Source organism: Hyunsoonleella flava, from assembly GCF_004310325.1.
Taxonomy (GTDB): Bacteria; Bacteroidota; Bacteroidia; order Flavobacteriales; family Flavobacteriaceae; genus Jejuia; species Jejuia flava.
Genome location: NZ_SIRT01000001.1, coordinates 114,997 through 138,295, shown reverse-complemented (window position 1 = coordinate 138,295; position 23,299 = coordinate 114,997). Strand labels below are relative to the sequence as shown.

Below are 23,299 nucleotides of genomic sequence, written 5' to 3'. Positions count from 1 at the left end.
TATTATTGGCGCTCTGGAATTTTGTTCATGAACTACAAAGAAGCACTACAAAACGATATATTTAAGGCTATTTCAAGCGCTGCAAAACAACTAAATCTAGAAAGCTACGTTATTGGCGGTTTTGTTCGCGACTTGCTACTACAACGCGGAGATGCAAAGGACATAGATATCGTTGCAATAGGTAGCGGTATTGAATTAGCTAAAAAGGTTGCCGAAAATTTACCAACACAACCTAAGGTGCAAATCTTTAAAACTTACGGAACAGCAATGTTGCGCTATAAAGATATTGAGGTGGAATTTGTTGGTGCAAGAAAGGAATCTTATGCTGAGGATAGTAGAAATCCGGTGGTCGAAAATGGAACACTAGAAGACGATCAAAATCGAAGAGATTTTACCATTAACGCATTGGCGCTTAATTTGTCTGAAGCGTCATACGGAGAGCTACTAGACCCATTTAATGGAATAAATGATTTGAAGAATGGCATCATTAGAACACCTCTAAACCCTGATATTACCTATAGTGACGACCCTTTAAGAATGATGCGCGCCATAAGGTTTGCAACTCAGCTTAGTTTTAAAATTGAAGCCAAAAGTTTGAGTGCCATTTCAAAAAATTCTAGTCGCATTAAAATAATTACCAATGAAAGAATTGTTGTTGAGCTTCATAAAATATTAGAAAGCGAAACACCATCAATCGGTTTCTTATTATTAGAAAAAACGGGATTATTAAAGCATATTCTACCTGAATTAACTGCGCTAAAGGGCATTGATGAAAAAGAAGGGCAGCGGCACAAAGATAATTTCTACCATACCCTTGAAGTTGTAGATAACATCGCTAAACACACCGATAACCTTTGGTTGCGTTGGGCCGCCCTACTGCACGATATTGGTAAAGCACCAACCAAACGCTTTAGCAAAAAGGTGGGCTGGACATTCCATGGGCATGAATTTGAAGGCTCCAAAATGGTATATCATTTGTTTAAACGTTTAAAAATGCCATTGAATGATAAAATGAAATTTGTACAAAAAATGGTATTAATGAGTTCAAGACCGATTGTGCTTGCTCAAGATATTGTTACAGACTCAGCAGTAAGACGCTTAATTTTTGATGCTGGAGATTATGTTGATGATTTGATGACACTTTGTGAAGCAGACATCACTACAAAAAACCCAAAAAAGTTTAATAAATATCATAATAATTTTAAGCTGGTAAGAGAAAAAATTGTTGAGGTAGAAGAACGCGATCATGTTCGCAATTTTCAACCTCCAGTCACTGGCGAAGAAATAATGGAGACCTTCAACTTAAAACCGTCACGAGAAATTGGCATGATAAAAGAAGCCATAAAAGAAGCTATTTTAGAAGGTGATATACCAAATGAACATGATGCCGCTTATGCATTAATGTTGCAAAAAGGAAAAGAACTAGGACTTAAAGCAAAAGATTGATGCTGAAATTAGTACGTACAAATTCTAAACATTCAGGTTTTGTAAACTTGGTAACTCAACTCAACAACTATCTCAAAACCGTTGATGGGGAGGAGCATGAATTTTACATGCAGTACAACGGTATAGACGTTTTAAAACAGGTTGTTGTAGCATATCTAGAAAATACGCCTGTGGCTTGTGGCGCTTTTAAACCTTTTGATGATAGAAAAGTTGAAATTAAGAGAATGTATACCGTTCCAAATTACAGAGGCGAACAACTTGCAACAAAAGTTTTAACCGAGCTAGAAACTTGGGCAAAAGAATTGAAATTTGAAAGTTGTATCCTAGAAACAGGAAAACGACAAGTTGAGGCTGTTGGCTTTTACAAAAAGAATAATTATCAAATTATAGAAAATTTTGGTCCATATATAGGTGTGGATAATAGTATTTGTTTTGAAAAAGAATTAGGTTATGAAAAAGGATAACAAACGCGTTGTTTATTGGTTACTCACTGGATGTATATTGATTTTTATCATGGTAATTGTTGGTGGAATTACGCGGTTAACTCATTCTGGTTTATCAATTTCTAACTATAAATTGATATCTGGAACAATACCGCCAATGAATGAGGTTGAATGGCAAGAAGCTTTTGATTTATACAAGCAATACCCCGAATATCAAAAACTAAACAATCATTTTGATTTAGAAGATTTTAAGGATATTTACTTCTGGGAATGGTTACATCGGGTTCTGGGTCGTTTGATAGGAATAGTTTTTATCATACCATTTTTATATTTCTTAGTCACAAAACAACTCACAAAAAGGACTACAAAAAAGGCAATTATATTGCTATTTATGGGCGGTTTTCAGGGGTTCTTGGGCTGGTATATGGTAAAAAGCGGGCTGGTAGACAGGCCAGACGTAAGCCATTACAGGCTAGCTGCACATTTAACAACTGCATTCCTCACATTTGCCTACACCTTCTGGGTAGCTTTAGATTTAATTTTTCCGCATAGAAAAGAGATCAACACCTCTTTTAGAAACCTAGTGCGTTTTGGATTGGTGATTTTAATTATCCAAATAATATACGGTGCTTTTGTAGCAGGTTTAGATGCAGGCTGGATACACAACCATTGGCCGATGATGAGTGAAGGTAAGTTTATGCACGAAACAGTTTATATTGAACAAAACCCATTGTACAAAAACTTCATTGAAGGCAAAAGTGGTGTACAGTTTGTGCATCGCATTTTGGCCTATATTGTGGTGATTATGATTGTTTTAATATGGCGAAAAAGTAAACAATTAATCCTTTCAAAATATCAAGTTATTGGTGTTGCTGCCTTATTAATAATGGTATCTATTCAATTCTTGCTTGGGGTATTTACTATCTTACTTCAAGTACCTGTATGGTTGGGTGTAGCACATCAAGTTGGAGCATTTCTGTTACTATCTGCCATGGTATTTACACTACATAGGTTTAGCAAATAAAACTATATCTTTGTGGCAACACATTTCAATTATGATTTATAGATTTAGAGTCATTTTAGATAACGATACTGAAGAGGATATTTTTCGCGATTTAGAGATTCGCGAAACCGATTCTTTAGAAGATTTGCACAACATCATTACCCAATCTTTTGGATTTGACGGTACCGAAATGGCATCATTTTACATTAGCAATGACCAATGGGACCAAGGGGAAGAAATTTCATTATTTGATTTAAGTGATGATGGTTCTGCACGTTTAATGAATGAAACTGAAATTTCCGATGTAGTACATGAGGCACAAACCAAGTTGATTTATGTATACGACTTTTTAAGCATGTGGACCTTTTATGTTGAACTTGCTGAAATTGTTGATGTGGTGGAAGGATTTGATTACCCCAACCTTATGTTTGTACAAGGACAGGTGCCAGATGCAGCTCCAGATCGTGTTTTTGAAGCTGACGACAGCGATGACCTTAATGAGTTTGATGACGGTATTGATGTCGAAGATTACGACAATTTAGATTTCGATGAAAACTGGAACTAAACGCGTTTTTTCCTTATATGCAACGGATTAACGTTTTCATAGTTGTTCACTAAAAACTCCAAGGCCTTTTCTAGAATATCGCCCATGGTTTTACATTTCTTAAAACTTACATCATGGGTATACTCAAAAATTTTAAGCTTTAATAAATCAATATGTTCTTTTGTTGAAATGCGGTCCTCAACCATACATTCTAAAAGTTCATTAATTCGGGAATTATAACTTTTTAATCGCTTTACAAGGATAGAGCGCTCTTCAATTTTATATTGTTCTATAGATAGCTTTTGAAAAGAATCTGATACTATTTTTACCATCTCCAAATTCTCCTTAAAAAACTGTGGGCGGTATATATTAAACTTACCTTCGTAGGATTGCTGATCAAAATCTATAGCTCTAATTTTATATACTACCTTATCAAAATCATGCGTAGGCACAATTACATAATTATAAGAGCGCATATCGCCCAATAGACGAATCATACAACGTTCATTAAACTTCACAAACTCCTTTGCTATTTGGGCTTTTTCACTTTTGGTACATTGCAGCAACATATCTTTGATAAAAACATCTCCTGGAATCCCTGCTATATGCTCCTCAATAAGTGTATTATTGCTAACCAAAAAATTCAAGTTATACGGCGATAACATATGTTCTAACTCTAACCCGTAAATCCTAGAAGCATCTGCCGTTTTTACATAGAAGTAAGTGTAGTTATCGTTCAAAACATTCCTAACTTTTATTCTAAAAGGCTTAGAATTACCAAACGTACAATAGTCTATGGCATCTACACTTAAAAAGGGGAAAATATCTTCGTTACCATCTGAATGTAATATGGTATAGACTTTTTTTAATGAGGCATCTATCTCTTGCCTATCAAATTCACTATAATACACCCGTACCCAGAGCGTATCCTCATCATCTTTATCAAGTACTTCAATAGCACCTTGAAACCTCAGCAAATCATCATAAAAGATTGGAAGTTTCAGGTTTCTACTGTAATCTGAAAGATAATCATTCAGTTTTTCAGAAATTGGGAACGAGGGTTTTTTCTTTGAAATTTTTAAATCTTCCATAAGATTGTCATTATCCAAATTTAAGCTTTTCTTAGCATTAATGTAACAAAATTAGACAACCTTCGTCTTAACAATATAACTAATCAACTACTGAATTCTTCTCAGTATAAAATTTTTACGTTTGGAACCAATTTTAACAATTAACAATCTTACCAAAAAATTTGGCTATCTCACTGCTGTAAAAGACCTCTCGTTCACCATTAATAAAGGAAACGTTTATGGTATTTTAGGGCCTAATGGTAGCGGAAAATCAACAACTTTAGGCATTGTGCTTAACGTAGTTAATAGAACATCGGGCAATTTTAAATGGTTTGATGGCAGTATAACAACCCATGATGCACTAAAAAAAGTGGGTGCTATCATTGAAAGGCCTAACTTCTATCCTTACATGACCGCTGCAGAGAACTTAAAATTGGTATGTAAAATAAAAGGAGTTGACGTTACTAAAATTGACGAAAAACTTGAAATTGTAGGGCTTCTTGAACGTAAAAACAGCAAATTTAGAACCTATTCCTTGGGTATGAAACAACGTTTAGCAATTGCCTCTGCCCTATTGAACGATCCTGAAATTTTAATTTTGGACGAACCTACCAATGGTTTGGACCCTCAAGGCATTCATCAAATACGCCAAATAATTAAGGAAATTGCAAACCAAGGTACTACTATTTTGTTGGCATCGCACCTCTTGGATGAAGTAGAAAAAGTATGTTCTCATGTGGTTGTGCTACGAAAAGGTGTAAAATTATATTCTGGCCGTGTGGATGAAATGATTTCAAGCCACGGATTTTTTGAGTTGAAATGCAACAACCAAAAAGGTCTGCTTGATGTTATTGAAAAAGATCCTGTTTTTGGTAAAGTGAAAGTTGAAGATGATTTAATTACAGCATTTTTAAACCAGCCGTTAAGCTCTGAAGATTTTAACAAGCAACTTTTTAAAGAAGGCATTGTGCTGACACATTTGGTACAGCGAAAAGAAAGCCTTGAAGAACAATTTTTACAACTAACTGATAACAACTAACCCACCGCTAATGTTACGTCTTTTACAATTAGAATTACAAAAACTATTGCTAAATAAAACGAGTAAAGTACTAATTTTTATCTCGTTTGTTTTGCCGTTTTTAGTCATATTATTATCCTCAATAAAAATCAATGTTTTTGGTTTTTTTACCTTAGAACTTGGTGAGTTGGGTGTGTTTAACTTTCCTATTATCTGGCATTTAACAACGTTTTTTGCATCGCAATTCAAATTTTTCTTTGCCATTGTAGTAGTAAGCATGATAGGTAATGAATACAGCAACAAAACCCTAAAACAAAACCTTATAGATGGGTTGAGCAAGAAAGAATTTATTCTATCAAAGTTTTACACAATTATATTCTTTTCTTTAGTTTCTACAATTTTAATTGGACTAATTTCTTTATGTATTGGTTTATTTTATTCAAGCTATAATGAGTTTGGTATAATCATTCAGGAAATGAACTTTTTACTAGGCTATTTTGTAAAACTAGTAGGTTTCTTTAGTCTTTGTTTATTTCTAGGAATGTTGGTAAAACGTTCAGCGTTCGCCTTAGCCTTTCTATTTGTGCTTTACATTTTTGAATGGTTGGTATTTTGGGGAGCTTACGAGGCATTTGGAAGTACGGATAGTGCTTTCAAATTAAAGAACTTTTTGCCTTTAGAATCTATGTACAAGCTTATTGATCAGCCTTTTCAACGTATTGCCATGACAAAATTTCCCGACAAAGCAGAATTGGCATACGATTATGCAGTACACTGGCATGAAATAGTGATAGTACTGGGTTGGACAGCCCTATTCATCTTTTTATCGTATAGATTATTAAAAAAGCGGGATTTGTAATATCTTTGGTAGCATTTGCTATGTAAAAGATGAAAAAAACTGCGCTATTCGTATTGCTATGGATGTTTGCCCTAAACCTATTTGCTCAAAGGCAGGCTGCAAATTGGTACTTCGGTGAAAATGCTGGCTTAAAATTTAATTTGGATAATAATTCAATTAGCGTCGTTCGGGATGGACAATTGAACACACGCGAAGGCTGCTCAAGCATTTCAGATGAACAAGGCAATTTATTGTTTTACACCGATGGCGTTACCATTTGGGACAAAAATCATGATGTAATGTCTAATGGTTTTGGGCTCTTTGGAGATTCTTCTAGTGCCCAGTCTGGGATAATTGTACCAAAACCAAATGATTCAGATACCTTCTTCGTATTTACAGTTGACAATCTACTTGATGGTGTAGATCAAGGCTTAAACTACTCTATAGTCGACATGTCTTTAAATGGGGGCTTAGGAGCAGTAACTAATAAAAACATTAATTTATTACAAAGTTGCTCTGAAAAGATTACTGCGGTTTTAAAGGACTGTTTTAATGGCTCTATTTGGCTTCTTACGTTTGCTTCATCTGATGGAACAGAACGCATTTTTAATACATTTCATGCTTTTGAAATTTCAGATATTGGAGTTAACCCCAATTCGGTAACATCCTCATTTCCTGTCGCTATTGATGATGCAAGAGGATACCTAAAACTATCTCCTGATGGAGAAAAAGTTGCATGCGCCAATACCAGCGGTGGAATGTTTATATATGATTTTGATGCAGATACTGGTACAGTATCAAACCAAAGAGAGCTAATATTAAACGGCGCAAATGAAGCTATCTATGCTTATGGTGTAGAGTTTTCACCTGATAGTAACTTATTATACATTAACGCCACTAATGATTTCTTCGACAGGGAAAATCCTATTAACAACAACAATCCAGCAAATCATTATGCTGCTTTATATCAATTTAATTATAGCGCAGCCAATTTTCAAGACTCTCAAGTGATTTTGGATGAGCGTCAGCTTTACCGGGGAGCACTTCAATTAGGGCCAGATGGAAGAATATATAGAGCACTAAGTGAAACCTATGCCAGTGGTTCAAATGGTTTGGGTATTATTGGAAATCCTAATGCAGTAGGAGCAGCATCTAATTATAACCATAACTCTATAAATCTTTTTCCTGCGCAGTCTTCACAAGGATTGCCTCCTTTTGTAGCATCTTTTTTTAATACTCAAATTGATATTATAAAAAATGGTGAAAGCCAAATAAATCTTGCACTTTGTGAAAATGATTCATATACTTTGACATCTGAAGTCATACCTGGAGCAACTTATGATTGGACAAAGGATGGCATTCCCTTACCTGATACAGATTTTGATTTGGACGTTACAGAGTCTGGTCACTATGAAGTATTTATCAACCCAAACAATGGTGAATGTGCCATTGAAGGACAGGCTTTTGTAATATTTAACGAAAATCCTGTTGCATACAACCATACCATCCTTCAATGCGATGAAGACGGTACTAAAGATGGAATTACTCGTTTTAATCTAGAAGAAGCAATTGTGGATTTGACTGGTGGAGATGCAGACTTGTCTGCGAGGTTTTTTTTAGATGCCTCTCGAACAATCCCAGTTGAGAAACCAGAAGACTTTTTAAATACAAGTGGTATTCAAGTTATTTATATTGAAGTATTTAATGGGAAAACCCTGTGCAAAACAGATGCAGAATTAACCTTAGAAGTTAGTGTCACAGACTCTTTTGATACAGAAATTACTGTATGTGATGACGACGGTACAGAAGATGGACAATATAGTTTTAATCTCATGAATGCAAATGTAGAAGTCACTGATGGTTTACCTTTTGATTTAGACATAACTTATTTTGAAACCTATGAAGACGCGCTTTTGGAACTGAACAATCTAGAAGAAACTTACACTAATACTACTCCTTATTCTCAGACGATATATGCAAGGGTAGAAAATGACAATAATTGTTATGGTATTAGTGAGGTATTACTAACAGTGAATAGACTTCCCGAAATTATTACAGAGGATACAGATCTTTATTGTACAAACTTTTTCCCTCAAACCATTTCTATTGATGCCGGACTTGTAGATTTAAATTATTCTGATTATAGCTATAACTGGTCTACAGGTGATCAAACTTATGAAATAGACATAAATGAGATAGGAACTTACTCGGTTACAGTTACCAATATCTCTACTGGATGTTCTAAACAGCGTAGTGTTACAATTCAACCCTCCAATCCAGCAACTATTAATTCAATAGAGGTAATTGATGTAACACAAAATAATAAAGTAACTGTTAACGTTTCTGGAGATGGGAGCTATCAATTCAGTCTTATAAAACAAAATAACGAAGTGGTTATACCTTACCAAGAAAGTAATGTATTTGAAAATATTAGTCCTGGTATTTACAATGTTCTAGTAAAGGATATTGAAAACGATTGCGGTGTCGTTCAAGATGCTGTATCAGTTATTGGATTCCCTAAATTTTTTACTCCAAATAACGATGGTCAAAATGACACTTGGCAAGTATACGGCGTATCTGAAATGTTTCAACCAGATAGTAAAATCCTAATCTTTAATAGATACGGCAAACTTATGAAGGAAATATCACCTACAGGCGAAGGTTGGGACGGCTTGGTAAATGGACAGATGCTTCCCTCTGATGACTATTGGTTTTCTGTAAAACTACAAGATGGTAGGGTTTTTAAAGACCACTTCACGCTTAAATATTAATATATAAAACTCATATAATTAATCTAGGGTAAATAAAATGCTTATGAAAGTTAACCACAACCTATTTACCAAGAATGTTTTATATGTGAAAATGATTTAAAAAACGTATCTTTATTACTTAACTTAAAATTAAAAAAAATGAAAAAGATACTTTTTATTGTTAGCCTATTCGCTCTTACACTGTCATTTAGTTCTTACACTGTCATTTAGTTCTTACACTTTAAACAACAACTCTAACACCTCAATGATATGTGCTCACATTGCATATCCAAACTCCTCAGTGCATAAAGAATCTGTTGATATGAATTGTGGTGTTGAACATGATGAATTCACCTTTAAAATTGATGCAAATACAAACAAAGTTACCATGCTAATCGATTCAAATTTACTCCATGGAACTGCGATTTATGATAGTGCTTCAGACACATATCAAAAAACATTTTCTTATGGTGGTTATAATTTTCGTTTCCAGTACAAAGTAATATCTAATAATATAATGCAATGGATAGCTGTATATAAAACTAATTAAATACTCAATTATATGCAGTTAGATTAAATCTTACTTATTTTATTTTATAATCAATCAGAAATTGTTTATTTAATAACCAACCTAAAACCTTGATAAAAATAATTCAATCAATTAAAATAAGAAGTTTTAAATTAAAAAGATTGACTGAAAAAAAGAAATTTCTTTATTATAAATAAATAAATTTCATGATATATTCATAGAAAAAAGTTAAAGTGAAGCAAGAAATATAAATGATTTCATAACGCTTATGCTTTAAAGTTTGTGATGGCTTTCGGATAATTTTAATGAAAAATTGAAAATTGAAACTATTCTCTAAAACCTCAATATTACTTGTTTTAGTATTACTGTATAACCATGCATTATCCCAAGTGCCTACTGATTGTATAGACGCAATTATTGCCTGCGGTAATTCTCAAATGAATCTAGATGTCAACGGGATTGGAACCCAGGAATTAGGATTTGGAGTTAATTGCGAAAGTCAAGAGAACAATAGTGTTTGGCTAAAGGTTACTACAATTAATACTGGCACACTAGGTTTTATCGTTAAGCCATCTGTAGCTGATATTAATGAAGATTATGATTTTTTTGTATTTGGTCCCAATGTATCTTGCAATAATATTGGTACAGCGATCCGTTGCTCTACAACAAATCCTATACAAGCTGGTCTAACAAGTAATTTTACAGGCATGAATGGCACCGAAACCGATACAAGCGAAGGTCGTGGACCAGATGGTAATAGTTTTGTAAAGTGGCTTGATGTACAGGCAGGAGAAACTTATTATATTGTAATAGATAGACCTGAAGGCAGAAGTGCTTTCTGGTTGGAATGGACAGGTACCGCTAGGTTTGCAGAACCACCAATAAATAATGCCAATATTTCTGGTACTCCCCTTAACTTGGAAAGCTGTGATATTAACGCTCCTTTTGATGACGGATTTACTGCATTTGATTTAGAAAGTAATACAAGTGCCATTTTAGGCACGCAAACTGATGTTACAATTACCTATCACGAAACAGAGAGTGATGCAAATATTGGCATCAACCCTATTACTAGTCCGTATACCAACATTGCAAATCCACAAATAATACATACCCGAATGACCAATAATATCACGGAATGTTTTGATCTTGCTCAATTCAATTTAAGAGTAAATCTTGGCCCAGATTTTGCTGAACCGTCAGATTATGTGATTTGTGATGATTTAAATGATGGTGACGATGCTAACGGAAGAGCGGAGTTCACACTTTCCAGCAAAAACGAGGAAATTTTAAATGGACAAAACCCATCAGATATAAACATTACGTATCATAGTTCCTTAACCGGTGCTGAACTTGGTACCGCAGCTACCATATTACCTGACACCTATTATAACAGTATTGCATTTAGCGAGGAAATTTATGTGCGTATACAAGATGCATCAAATTTAAATTGTGTGAGCACCTCTCCCATATTACTTGTTGTTAATCCTGCCTCTACAAGAATTGATCATAGCATTCTGCAATGCGATGAAGATGGAATTATTGATGGCATTACTATATTTAATCTAAACGAAGCAAATTCAATATTAACTAATGGTGTAGATAATCTATCCACTAAGTTTTATAGTGATGCCGGAAGAACAAATGAGATAACAACATCCAATAGTTATACCAATACTTCAAATCCACAAACCGTCTATGTAGAGGTAATAAATGATAATACCTCCTGCGTCACAGAGGCTGAGTTAACCATTAGCGTTAGTGTCACAGATGCTTTTGATACGAGTATGATAGCTTGTGATGATGATGGTGTTGAAGATGGATTTTACGGTTTTAATCTAAATGATGCTGATTCTGATATTATTAGTGGACTACCGTCAGGACTTGATATTTCGTATTTCGAAAGTTATGAGGACGCATTGACCGAACAGAACAGTTTAAGTACCGCATACACCAATACCACTCCAAATTTGCAAACTATTTATGCCCGTGTAGAAAATAACAACAACTGTTATGGTATAAGCGAGGTCCAACTCATTGTTAACGAACTACCAGATATAGAAAATGAAACACTTGTAAACTATTGTCTTAACTTTTTTCCTCAACCTATGCTGATAGATGCAGGTTTAAATAGTGGCAACACTGCAGACTTTTTATATAGTTGGTCAACTGGGGAAGATGATTATACGATAGAGTCCAATACCATAGGAAACATAACAGTTACAGTAACTAATAGAACGACAAATTGTAGCAAGGAAAAGCTTATAACTATAGAAGCTTCAAATACTGCAACTATTGAATCCATAGAAGTTACTGATGCCTCCGAAAATAATAGTGTTGTTGTAAATGCAACCGGCGAAGGTGAATATGAATATAGTTTAGTGAATAATGAAGGCGTAAACTACGACTTCCAAAAAATTAACACTTTTGAAGATGTAGCACCTGGATTTTACACAGTTTTAATTAGGGATATTGAAAATAATTGTGGTACAACGCAGCAAGATATATCTGTAATAGGTTTTCCTAAGTTTTTTACGCCCAATAGCGACGGAGAAAATGATACTTGGCAAGTTTACGGTATTTCGGATACGTTTCAGTCGCAAACCAAAATTTTAATCTATAATAGATATGGTAAACTATTAAAGGAATTATCACCTTCAGAAGAAGGATGGAATGGTTTTTTTAATGGACAAGTTTTGCCAACTGATGATTACTGGTTTTCAGTATTACTGGAGGATGGGAGGATTTTTAAAGATCATTTCACATTAAAACATTAAACATATAACTTAGAATTATTGTTTTTTATCGGATTTTTTTGCGTTTCATCTAAAATATATTTACTTTCGACCTCGCATTACATCTTGTAAAAGTTGTAGTTTTACCCAAATTAAAGACATTGAAAAAGCCCCTACATTTCAATCTTATCTTAATTGTGCTTTTATTAAGCACATATTCCCTTGTGGCACAACAAATTAACGTTAATGGAAATGTTACCATAAATCAACTTATCGAAGATAATTTAGTTGACGGATGCGTTGAGGTTTCAAATGTTACATCAAACATTAATGGTGATGCTAATGGTTTTAGAAGTTTTGCAGAGTTTAGTCGTGGTTCTTCCAACTTTCCTTTTGAAAGTGGAATAATGCTTTCCACTGGTAATGCAGAATCTGGTGGTAATACTTTAATCACTACAGATTTAAGCGAAGGCGCAACCACTTGGGGAACAGATACCGATTTAGAAAATGCCCTTGGTAATAATAATTTTTTGAATGCTACCTCAATAGAATTTGACTTTGTGTCGATTTCTAATCAGGTTCAATTTAACTATCTTTTAGCATCTGAGGAATACTCTGGTATTAACCCTTGTCAGTTCTCTGATGGTTTTGCTTTTTTGATAAGAGAAGCTAGCAGCGTGGGGCCCTATCAAAATATTGCAGTTGTTCCCGGTACCTCAACCCCTGTTAGCACTAATACGGTACATGACGAAATTGTTGGTGTTTGTGCCGCACAAAATGAGCAATATTTTGATGGTTACAACATAGGAGACACAAATTATAATGGTAGAACAGAAGTACTCACCGCCACTGCAACCATAACGCCTTATGTACAATATCATATTAAGTTAGTCATTGCTGACCAAGCCGATCAAAGATTTGATTCTGCAGTTTTTATTGAGGGTGATAGTTTTAGAATACTCGATTTAGGAGAAGACATCACAACTTGTGCAAGCTCAGTGCCCCTTGATGCAGATATCCAGAACCCTTCATCAACTTATGAATGGTTTTTAAACGGTAGCACAACACCTATTCCGGGACAGACCAATCCTATGCTAAATGTCTCTCAAAGCGGTACATATAGAGTAGAGATTACAACGCCTCTTGGTTCTTCCAGTTGTATTGAAGAAGATGAAATTGTAGTTACCATTCAAAATGAAATCACTTTAAATCCGCTGACAGATTATCAGCTTTGTGATGACTTAAGTGGAGATGAGGTTGAAACGTTTGAATTATCCACAAAAGATGCAGAACTGACAGGTATCATCACTTTTACAAACTACACGTTTAGTTATCATCTATCTGAACCTGAGGCAAGATCAGGGGCGAACCCAATAACTAATCCCATTCAAAATACATCACTCACACAACCCATTTTTGTGAGGATAGATGATTTAGATTCTGGTTGTGTTGCGTATACAACATTCAACATAGTAGTAAACCCTATTCCTAATATCACAAACCCAACGAACTTGGCAATTTGTGATAGTGATAATGACCCAAGTGATGGTTTTACTACCATAGACCTTAGCGTGAAAAATGATGAAATAACGTCTGGAGACACCAACTTGGTAGTGACTTACCATTACAATAATTTAGATGCGAACAGCGGTAGTAATCCCGTTCCGATTCCATATATAAATACAAATACACCCACTGAATCTTTATTTGTAAGAGTTGTAAATGCCACCACAGGATGTTATACAACTAGTACCCTAACTGTAGATATTACCAATAGCCCAATAGTTAATAGAGAACCTGTTCCTTTAGATGGTTGTGATGCAGATTATGACGGCACTGATAATTTCGATTTAACTCAAGCTATCAGCGATATTTTGCAGGGATTAACAGGTGTTACCACTACATTTCACGAAAGTTTAGATGATGCAAATAATGGTATTAACGCTATTGCAAATGAAACCAATTATCAGAATATAACTCCAGACGTACAAACGGTTTTTGTTCGCGTTGAAGATAATGCCACGGGGTGTGCCTCTGTTGTGCCTCTTGAAATCCATACAAATCTTTTATTAACAGGAACTGATACTGGAGAATTTGCATTGTGTGATGATGGTTCTAATGATGGTGTGGAAGATTTTAATTTATTTGTTGTTGAAACTTATATTGCTAATGAACTTCCAGGCATTACAGTGACGTTTTACGAAACACAAACAGATTTTGACAATAATAACCCACTAGATAAAAATCAAGTATACAATGCTTCAAATCCAACAAACTTAATAGTAAGCATAGGAAATGGAAATTGTACCGAAGTTACGGATATTAACTTAGTAGTAAACCCTATACTAGTCTTTAATCCTATTGCTCCCATCCCCTATTGTGATGATGATGATGACGGCGTAGTAAGTATTGATTTATCAAGTTTTGATAGTATCATTACCGGTGGAAACACAGATTTTCTAGTATATTACTTTGGAAGTCAAACAGATGCTGAAAACAACTTTAATCAGCTACCACCATTTTACACTAATTCTTCACCAACAGAAACCATATTTGTTAGAATTGAAAATATTGCTACCGAATGTTTTACGGTAGAGTCTTTCGATATAGAAGTGCGAGCTGCTCCACCTATAACTCAACCAACGCCGTGGTTATTTTGTGATCTTGATAATGACGCATTAACAATTTTAAATCTTGAAGATAAAATTCCTGAAATTGTACCTAGTACTACTGGGTTGAATATACAGTTTTTTACTTCTATGACTGATGCCAATGATAATTTAAACCCTATACTTGACCCTACGAGTTTTGAAACTGGTACACAAACTATATTTGTGAGAGTTGAGAGTTCTGCTTCAGGATGTTATGCTATTGCCAACCTAGAAATTATTGTCAATACCATTCCTGTAATGTCATCAATAAGTAATTTTCAGTTATGTGAGGATGATAATGATGAACGCACAGAATTTTTATTTACAGATTGGGATGTCGAAATTTTAAATGGTCAAACAGGTAAAGAGGTATTCTATTTTGAAGACGCTGCTTTTACATCACCGATAGATAAAACTAGCCCATACACCAATAACTCTAGCCCACAAACTATATATGTTCGCGTAGAAAATATAACCGATGCTAGTTGTAATGCCACTTCTTCTTTCATGATTGAAGTTGGAGCCAATCCTAATTACAATACTCCAAGTTCATTTTTAATATGTGATGACGAGAGCAATGACGGTTTTGGCGTTTTTGATTTGAATGAAAAAATAGAGGAGATTTCCCAAGGATCAACTACAAATCTAGAAATCAACTTCTTCACAAGCGAACAAAATGCTATTGATAATATTAACGCAGTGCCATTAGACTTTACTAATACCTTAAACCCACAACAGCTTTACGTTAGAATAGACAATCAAGATTCTGATTGTTTTGTTATTGAAGATTTTGGTATCAACGTTGTTGCAGCCCCAGATCTTTCTGAAGCAGAAATATTTGAACTCTGTGATGATGATTACGATGGCTTTACCATATTTGACTTGGACAATGCACAATATGAAAATTTTGACAGAATACAAACAGGTACTGTAGTAAGTTATTTTGAAAATATTGATGATGTTGAGAATGACGCACTTGCCATCCCTAATCCAAATAATTACAATTCAAATTCGAAGACTGTTTATATCAAGGTTTTAAACACGCTAACTACTTGTTACACAGTACTGCCATTACAGCTTGAAGTAACACCGCTACCTCTAATACAATTTAGTGGCACCCAACAAATTTGTGATAATGAAACAAACACTTTTGATTTATCCCAAATGGACGATGTGATTGTAGAGGATTTAAGTACAGTATCTATTAGTTATTTTATAAGTGCTACAGATGCTCAAAATAACAATAATGCCTTAGCCAGCTTGTTCAATTACACATCAAATAGTCATGTGATATATACTAGAATGGAAGATTTGAACACTGGTTGTATAGGCTATGGAAGCTTCACACTTCAAATAAATCAAAATCCTGTGGCTAACACACCTCAAAATCTAGTGTACTGTGATGATGATTATGATGGTATTTTAAGATTTACCCTTTCGGAAACTGCAAGTGATATTTTGGGTACGCAAATAGCTGCAGACCATGAAATTACATTTCACACCTCCCTTGATGATGCTGAAAACGACGTTAATGCTATAGATACATCTCGTGAGGTAAACCTCACCGAAACGTTCTATGCTAGGCTCGAAAACAGAACTACAGGGTGTTACGGTACCACTCAGTTTAGCACTACCGTATTACCCTTGCCTGTTGTTCCAATTGATGATGTTGTTGCTTTTTGTACTGATGACTTACCACTTGTAATTAGTGCAGATACTGGCATTAGTGGAGATACTTATTTATGGTCTAATGGTGCCACCACATCAGAAATTACTTTGAGTAATGTTAACCAAATTGGAGATTATTGGGTAACAGTAACTAAACCTACAGGTTGCGATTTCACTCAGAATTTTTCTGTAATAGAATCTCAACAAGCACCATTAAACCCAAGTACCACTGTTAATTTTGCTGATCCAAACAGTATCACCGTAAATATAGATGCTAATGCAACTGGTAATTATCAATTTATTTTAGATGATGAAGAACCACAAACTTCAAATGTTTTTGATAATGTATCTATAGGACGCCATGAGATTACAGTAATAGATATTAACGGTTGTGCACCAGCTTATGATACGGTGTTTATATATGATATCCCAAAATTTGTAACACCAAACAACGATGGCTTTTTTGATACTTGGCACATTACTGGGGTAAATGAGTTGCCTGGTACCTTAGTATACATTTACAACAGGCACGGTAAGCTTTTAAAAATGCTACCACATACGTCTCCTGGTTGGGATGGCACGTTTAACGGACAACATATGCCTGCAGATGACTATTGGTTTTCCGCTGATATAGTTCATGATGGTGAAAGTTTCAACATCCGAGGCCATTTTGCATTGAAACGATAGCTCTACATCTAAATTTTTTAACAGTTCGTCTTTTTTATTCAATATACCCCGCATTAGGTATAGTTTTTCTGTATTTTAAATTCTAAATTTACGTTGCTATTAATAATAAAGTTGGTTTGCCCCTTGCTAACTGGATAAATCAACCGTATGAAGAATTTTTACTTTCTCTCTCTTTTTATTATTCTATGCTTTTGCCCTAAACTCTTCAGCCAACAGATAACTACAGATAGTTCAATTCCTTTAGAACAGTTGATTTTAAACAATTTAGCACAAGGTTGTGTAGAAATCAGTAATATATCTTCAAATACAAATGGGAATGTAAATAATATAGAAAGCTATGGGTATTTTGAAAAGGGTAATTCAAATTTTCCTTTTGAAAATGGTATCGTTCTTTCTACGGGTAGCGTAAATTCTGCTGGAAACACTGTAAACACTTCAAATCTAAATGAAGGCGAAACATCATGGGGAACAGATGCTGATCTAGAAAATGCCTTAGGTATTATCAATACGCTAAACGCCACAACTATTGAATTTGATTTTGTATCCTTTTCAAATCAAATTCAATTTAATTATTTATTGGCTTCAGAAGAATATTATTTAACAAATCCATGCAATTACAGTGATGGGTTCGCCTTTCTTATTAAAGAAGCTGGAACTATGGATCCCTACGAAAATATTGCGCTTATACCTGGAACCAATACACCAGTAAATACAACTACGATAAGAGAGGAAGTGGTTGGTTTTTGTCCCGCACAAAACGAAGCTTATTTTCAAGGAAACAATCAAGGTGATACCAATTTTAATGGAAGAACCACGGTTTTAACTGCAAACGCTACAATAACCCCTAACGTAAAATATAATATCAAACTCATAATTGCAGATCAAGACGACCAAAATTTTGATTCTGCAGTATTTATAGAGGGTAACAGCTTTAACGCTTCAGTTAATCTTGGTGAAGATATTTCAACATGTGCAAACACCGTTGACTTAAATGCTAATATCAACAACAGTTTGGCTTCTTACAATTGGTATTTAGATGGTGCTTTAATTCCTGGAGTAGATACACCTGAATATACAGCTTTAACCTCTGGAACTTATAAAGTGGAAGTAACTATCGAATTGAATAATTCAAGCTGTGTCATAGAAGATGAGATAGACATTACTCTAAATGGTGAGCAAATATCCGGTGATATTACCGATTATATATTGTGCGATGATAATAGTAATGATGGTATAGAAACCTTTGACTTGAATGCAAAATATAATGAAATTCTATTCTCTGTACCTTCAGGAAGCTATAATATCTCATACCATATTTCAGAGGACGATGCAAGAAACAGCAATGCGCCAATTACGGCATCATATCAAAATATAAGTAATCCACAAACGATATATGTGAGAATTGAAGATATAAATAATGGGTGCATAGCCTACCCTACTTTTAATTTGATTGTAAACGAAGCACCTACTATTACAAAACCAGACCCCATTTTAGTGTGTGATGATTTAGATAACGATGGCTTTAAGGAAATAGATTTATCCCAAGCAAATAACGAGATTACAGAAGGAGATAATACATTAATTGTTACCTACCATTATTCGCAACAAGATGCGGACAGTGGGTTTTTCCCAATCTATTCCTTTTACACAAATACTAATCCAACCGATAACTTATTCGTTAGGGTTTATGATTCGTTTTCTGGCTGTCATGCTACTACCACTATAGATGTAACCGTACAACCTAATCCAGATATTAATATTACAGACAGGCATTGGATTAATGCCTGCGAAGTAAATTCTGATGGTTTTGCTGAATTTGACTTAACTGTAGCTCTAAACAGTATTTTAAATGGTGTAACTGATGCAACAACAACTTTTCACCTTAACGAAGCAGATGCATTAACAGGTGAAAACCCAATAACCAATGAGACAGCTTTTAACAATACAACAGAATTTTATCAATTGCTCTATGTTAGAGTTTATGACGATACTACTGGATGTTTCTCCATGACCACTTTAGAGCTACAAACCAATCTGGTTGAATTTGGTATTGACTATAATAGTTACGCTGTTTGTGATGATATTTCGAATGACGGGATAGCCGATTTTGATTTAAAAAGTATAGAAGAAGACATAAAAGGAGAGTATGGAGATATTGACGTGGTGTTCTATGAAAGTCAGGACGACTTAGATAACCAAACCAATCCGTTGAATGAAAATATTCCCATAACTGTAACATCAAGCCCTAAAACACTTTACACCACAGTGATTGATGATATCTGTAAGGTAAACGTTCTGGTAGATCTTATTATAAGTCCTGCCTTAGAGTTACCAGATATTGACAGTGTTGATTATTGTGATACAGATACTGATGGCTATACCTCTGTTATTCTGGATACGTTTAATGCGGATTTAACCGAAGGTATCTCTCCTGTTTCCATAGAATATTATCTTACAGAAATAGATGCTCTAAATGACGAGAACAGACTCCCACCAACATTCTATAATTCTTATAATCCACAGACCATTTACACCAGAATTTCAAATCCACAAAGTGGATGTATTGCCGTAAAACCTTTGGAAATAAATATCATTACAGCTCCAACTGTAAACTATCCGCAGCCTATAATCGTTTGTGATGATGATCAAGATTATTTTTCTACAGTAGATTTAACAGCCGTTGCTCCAGATGTGGTAACTGACATGTCTGACATAGAAATTTCATATTACGATGACTATTGGAAAGCCTTTAATGGAGAAGCACCTCTAGAAGATCCAGAAAATTTTAATGCCACTAACCAATATGCCTATTTTAGGGTAAAAAGTAAAACAACATCTTGTTTCAATATTTCATATGTTTATATCAATATAAACACACTTCCTGTATTTCCTGAAATTACAATTTTTGAGAATTGTGAATCTGGAACTAACGACATTGCCGACTTTTATTTTTATGAAAAGGATAATGAAATTTTAAATGGCCAATGGGGTAAACAGGTACTATATTTTGAGACAGAACAAAACGCCATAGACAGGACCAACGAAATAGATAAATACAATATTTATCAGAACGTCTCAAATCCTCAAACTATTTACACAAGAGTTGAAAGTGTTACAGATTCTGAATGTTTTGGCACCTCATCATTTACTTTAGAAGTGGGCTCTATCCCTCTTTTTAATGAACCAGATAATATTATAGTATGTGATGATATCTCTAATGACGGTGTTGAAGGTTTTGATTTGAATGACACCATAGATCAAATAAAAGAAGGTATTAATGATGATTTGACCGTTACACTACACACAACATCCTATGATGCTGGATTTGGGTATAACCCCATAGATCCGTTATTTACAAATTATGTGAATCCTCAACCTATTTATGTGCGAATTTCAAATGGCACCTACTGTCATGGACTTACAGACTTTTTAATCAGTATTGTACAAGTTCCTGAAACTACAGAACCATCTCCACTAACTAAATGCGATGTAGATTACGATGGTGTTGTAACGTTTGACATTACAGAGTCTGAGCTACAAATTCTAGATGTAAGACAAAATAATCTAGTGATTACCTATCACAAAACCCAAGATGGTGTAGATAACCATACTGAAATAATTACAAATCCTGAAAACTACAGTAATACAAGCAATCCAGAAACGGTCTACATTAAAATAAATAACACTATTTCAAATTGTTCTGTTAGTTTACCAATAGAACTTCAAGTAGATTTACCTCCCGCACTTGTAGATTTCAAAACCTTCGAAATTTGTGAAAATCCATCAAAATATTTCGATTTAAATGAAATTAATGAAGTTGTAGCTCCTAATGATAATGACGCTATAATTACATATTACGTAAATACTTCCGATGCCGAAGCTGGAATTAATTCTATTAGCACTGATTATGTTTATAATACAAATAGTGATACTATTTATGCAAGATTAGAATCTGCATCCAGAGGTTGCCATTACGTATATCCCTTCCAGCTTGTTGTACATCCACTACCAATAGCTTATAAACCTAATGACATGGAAGCTTGTGATGATGTTAGCGCTGATGGTTTTGAGGTATTCGACTTTTCTTTGCAAACTTCTTCAATATTAGATAGTCAAAATTTTGATGATTATAACATTACGTTTCATGAAACTAATGAAGATGCCTTAACCGGCGAAAACCCTTTGGAAGAAAATTATAATGCCCAAGATGGGCAGGCTATTTTTGTGCGTTTAGAACACAAAACAACGGGGTGTTTTAGCAATACTGAATTTTCAACTATTGTATATGATTATCCTAATGAAGTTCCTACAATTACTTTATGTGATTCGGATTATGACGAAACTATAGTTTTTGATATTTCAGCTAATGAAAATGAATTATTTCCAATCGCTTCCAATAATATTATAGTGTCTTATTATGATGATGAAAGCCTGCTTAATGATGATGCGGCGGCAATTGCAAACCCTGAGCATTATACCAATATTTCAAACCCACAAACCATTTACATTAAAGTGTTCAATAGTTCAGCCAATTGCTATAATGTGATACACAAAGAACTGGTTGTAACTTCACCACCAGCTATTGAAGATTTTAAGACCTACAGTATATGCGATAACGCATCAAGATACTTCAACTTAAATACTATAGACCAAATTATAGTACCTAACGATCCTGATGCAATAATTTCGTATTACAGTAATGAAGATGATGCTGAAATCGCTAACAATCAAATAGATAAAGATTACACTTATCATTCGATGAACGATACAATTTATATTAGAATTGAATCGTCCTCCAGAGGTTGCCACTATGTATATCCGTTTCAGCTCATAGTCAATCCACTTCCTGTTGCCAATAAACCCGATGATATTGAGACTTGTGATGATGACTATGATAACATGTATACATTTAATCTTTCCGAAAATGATGCTCAAATCTTAGCTTCTCAAAATCCATTAGAATTTACTGTAAGTTACTATGCTTCAGAAGAACAGGCGATGTCAAAAACCAACCCGCACGACAATTTCCATACTATAAACATAGAGGAAAAACTATTTGCGAGAATTGAGAACAATAGTACTGGTTGCTACAGTATAACAGATTTCATGGCATACGTAAGACGTAAACCCGTAAATGATATTGGAGATCAAGTAATTTGTTTAGAGAATTTTCCATTAATGGTTTCGGTTGATACCGGATTTGAAAGTGACACTTATTTGTGGTCACCTAATGGACAAACATCCGCCGACATAGATATTGAAGCAATAGGAGAGTATAGTGTTACCGTAACTACTAAATACGGCTGTTCTACTACAAAAACTTTTAACGTCATAGAATCAGAGCAGGCTAATATTGAATTTACCGAGACTGTAGATTTTTCAGACCCCAATAATATCACTATCACGGTGAGTGGTATTGGCGACTATTTATACCAAATGGATGATGGTGAACCACAAACTTCAAACTTTTTCCAAAATGTCCCCATTGGGCCAAGATTAATAACCGTTATCGATATCAATGGCTGCTCATCCATATCAAAAGAAGTGGTAGTCATAGATACCCCAAAATTCCTAACCCCAAATAATGATGGGTATTTTGATACATGGCACATAACGGGAGTAGAACAGTTAGAAGGCACCATCATACACATTTATGACCAATACGGTAAGCTAATTAAAAGCTTAGGGCATAACTCTCCTGGTTGGGACGGTACATACAACGGACAACATATGCCATCAAATGATTATTGGTTTGCAGCCCATGTATACTATAAAGGAGATGAGTTTGATATAAAAGGCCATTTTACATTAAAACGATAAAAACTTAAATTTTTCATTTTTTTATAAAAAACTACTAATACGATTAGGTTTTAATCACTAAAAATTAAACCTTGAGCGTTTATTTAAGTCTAAAAAA

Annotated in this window: 12 protein-coding genes; 11 read left to right on the top strand and 1 reads right to left on the bottom strand. The window is 34.5% G+C overall.

Features of this window, described 5'->3' with window-relative positions; genetic code table 11:
- The first annotated feature begins 27 nt into the window (after positions 1 to 27).
- The 4 genes from EYD45_RS00545 to EYD45_RS00530 are packed head-to-tail and all read left to right on the top strand — an operon-like array spanning position 28 to position 3,457.
- On the top strand, positions 28 to 1,446 hold the full coding sequence (locus EYD45_RS00545; RefSeq protein WP_130962397.1) for a CCA tRNA nucleotidyltransferase: 1,419 nt from the start codon (positions 28 to 30) through the stop codon (positions 1,444 to 1,446).
- A complete protein-coding gene (locus EYD45_RS00540) occupies positions 1,446 to 1,910 on the top strand; it encodes a GNAT family N-acetyltransferase (RefSeq protein WP_130962396.1) in 465 nt (154 codons plus the stop codon). The genes EYD45_RS00545 and EYD45_RS00540 overlap by 1 nt, the downstream gene beginning before the upstream one ends.
- A complete protein-coding gene (locus tag EYD45_RS00535) occupies positions 1,897 to 2,913 on the top strand; it encodes a COX15/CtaA family protein (protein WP_130962395.1) in 1,017 nt (338 codons plus the stop codon). Before EYD45_RS00540 ends, EYD45_RS00535 begins: the two co-directional genes overlap by 14 nt.
- A gap of 31 nt (positions 2,914 to 2,944) precedes the next feature.
- A complete protein-coding gene (locus EYD45_RS00530) occupies positions 2,945 to 3,457 on the top strand; it encodes an IS1096 element passenger TnpR family protein (protein ID WP_130962394.1) in 513 nt (170 codons plus the stop codon).
- Here EYD45_RS00530 and EYD45_RS00525 read toward each other — a convergent pair.
- A complete protein-coding gene (locus EYD45_RS00525) occupies positions 3,454 to 4,527 on the bottom strand; it encodes a hypothetical protein (protein WP_130962393.1) in 1,074 nt (357 codons plus the stop codon). The two genes, EYD45_RS00530 and EYD45_RS00525, sit on opposite strands and share 4 nt — an antisense overlap.
- Before the next feature lie 121 nt (positions 4,528 to 4,648).
- Between EYD45_RS00525 and EYD45_RS00520 the strand changes: the two genes are divergently transcribed.
- The 7 genes from EYD45_RS00520 (at position 4,649) to EYD45_RS00490 (ending at position 23,202) form a co-directional block, all read left to right on the top strand.
- Positions 4,649 to 5,545 (top strand): ABC transporter ATP-binding protein, encoded by an 897-nt coding sequence (locus EYD45_RS00520; RefSeq protein ID WP_130962392.1) that lies wholly within the window; start codon positions 4,649 to 4,651, stop codon positions 5,543 to 5,545.
- 10 nt (positions 5,546 to 5,555) lie between these two features.
- Entirely contained in the window at positions 5,556 to 6,383 is an 828-nt protein-coding gene (locus EYD45_RS00515) for an ABC transporter permease (RefSeq protein ID WP_130962391.1), read from the top strand.
- Positions 6,384 to 6,412: 29 nt separating this feature from the next.
- On the top strand, positions 6,413 to 9,133 hold the full coding sequence (locus EYD45_RS00510; protein ID WP_130962390.1) for a T9SS type B sorting domain-containing protein: 2,721 nt from the start codon (positions 6,413 to 6,415) through the stop codon (positions 9,131 to 9,133).
- 244 nt (positions 9,134 to 9,377) lie between these two features.
- The gene (locus tag EYD45_RS00505) at positions 9,378 to 9,662 is read left to right on the top strand and encodes a hypothetical protein (RefSeq protein WP_130962389.1); all 285 of its coding nucleotides are present in this window, start codon (positions 9,378 to 9,380) and stop codon (positions 9,660 to 9,662) included.
- A 299-nt stretch (positions 9,663 to 9,961) separates the two neighbouring features.
- The gene (locus tag EYD45_RS00500; RefSeq protein ID WP_233702476.1) at positions 9,962 to 12,418 is read left to right on the top strand and encodes a T9SS type B sorting domain-containing protein; all 2,457 of its coding nucleotides are present in this window, start codon (positions 9,962 to 9,964) and stop codon (positions 12,416 to 12,418) included.
- Positions 12,419 to 12,537: 119 nt separating this feature from the next.
- Positions 12,538 to 17,382: a T9SS type B sorting domain-containing protein gene (locus tag EYD45_RS00495; RefSeq protein ID WP_233702475.1), complete on the top strand. Its 4,845-nt coding sequence runs from the start codon at positions 12,538 to 12,540 to the stop codon at positions 17,380 to 17,382.
- A 147-nt stretch (positions 17,383 to 17,529) separates the two neighbouring features.
- Positions 17,530 to 23,202 (top strand): T9SS type B sorting domain-containing protein, encoded by a 5,673-nt coding sequence (locus tag EYD45_RS00490; protein WP_130962388.1) that lies wholly within the window; start codon positions 17,530 to 17,532, stop codon positions 23,200 to 23,202.
- Positions 23,203 to 23,299: the final 97 nt, after the last annotated feature.

Bases quoted from the DNA above. Each gene is read 5' to 3' on its own strand.
- EYD45_RS00545 (WP_130962397.1), top strand. From the start codon at position 28: ATGAACTACAAAGAAGCACTACAAAACGATATATTTAAGGCTATTTCA.
- EYD45_RS00540 (WP_130962396.1), top strand. From the start codon at position 1,446: ATGCTGAAATTAGTACGTACAAATTCTAAACATTCAGGTTTTGTAAAC.
- EYD45_RS00535 (WP_130962395.1), top strand. From the start codon at position 1,897: ATGAAAAAGGATAACAAACGCGTTGTTTATTGGTTACTCACTGGATGT.
- EYD45_RS00530 (WP_130962394.1), top strand. From the start codon at position 2,945: ATGATTTATAGATTTAGAGTCATTTTAGATAACGATACTGAAGAGGAT.
- EYD45_RS00525 (WP_130962393.1), bottom strand. From the start codon at position 4,527: ATGGAAGATTTAAAAATTTCAAAGAAAAAACCCTCGTTCCCAATTTCT.
- EYD45_RS00515 (WP_130962391.1), top strand. From the start codon at position 5,556: ATGTTACGTCTTTTACAATTAGAATTACAAAAACTATTGCTAAATAAA.
- EYD45_RS00510 (WP_130962390.1), top strand. From the start codon at position 6,413: ATGAAAAAAACTGCGCTATTCGTATTGCTATGGATGTTTGCCCTAAAC.
- EYD45_RS00505 (WP_130962389.1), top strand. From the start codon at position 9,378: ATGATATGTGCTCACATTGCATATCCAAACTCCTCAGTGCATAAAGAA.
- EYD45_RS00490 (WP_130962388.1), top strand. From the start codon at position 17,530: ATGAAGAATTTTTACTTTCTCTCTCTTTTTATTATTCTATGCTTTTGC.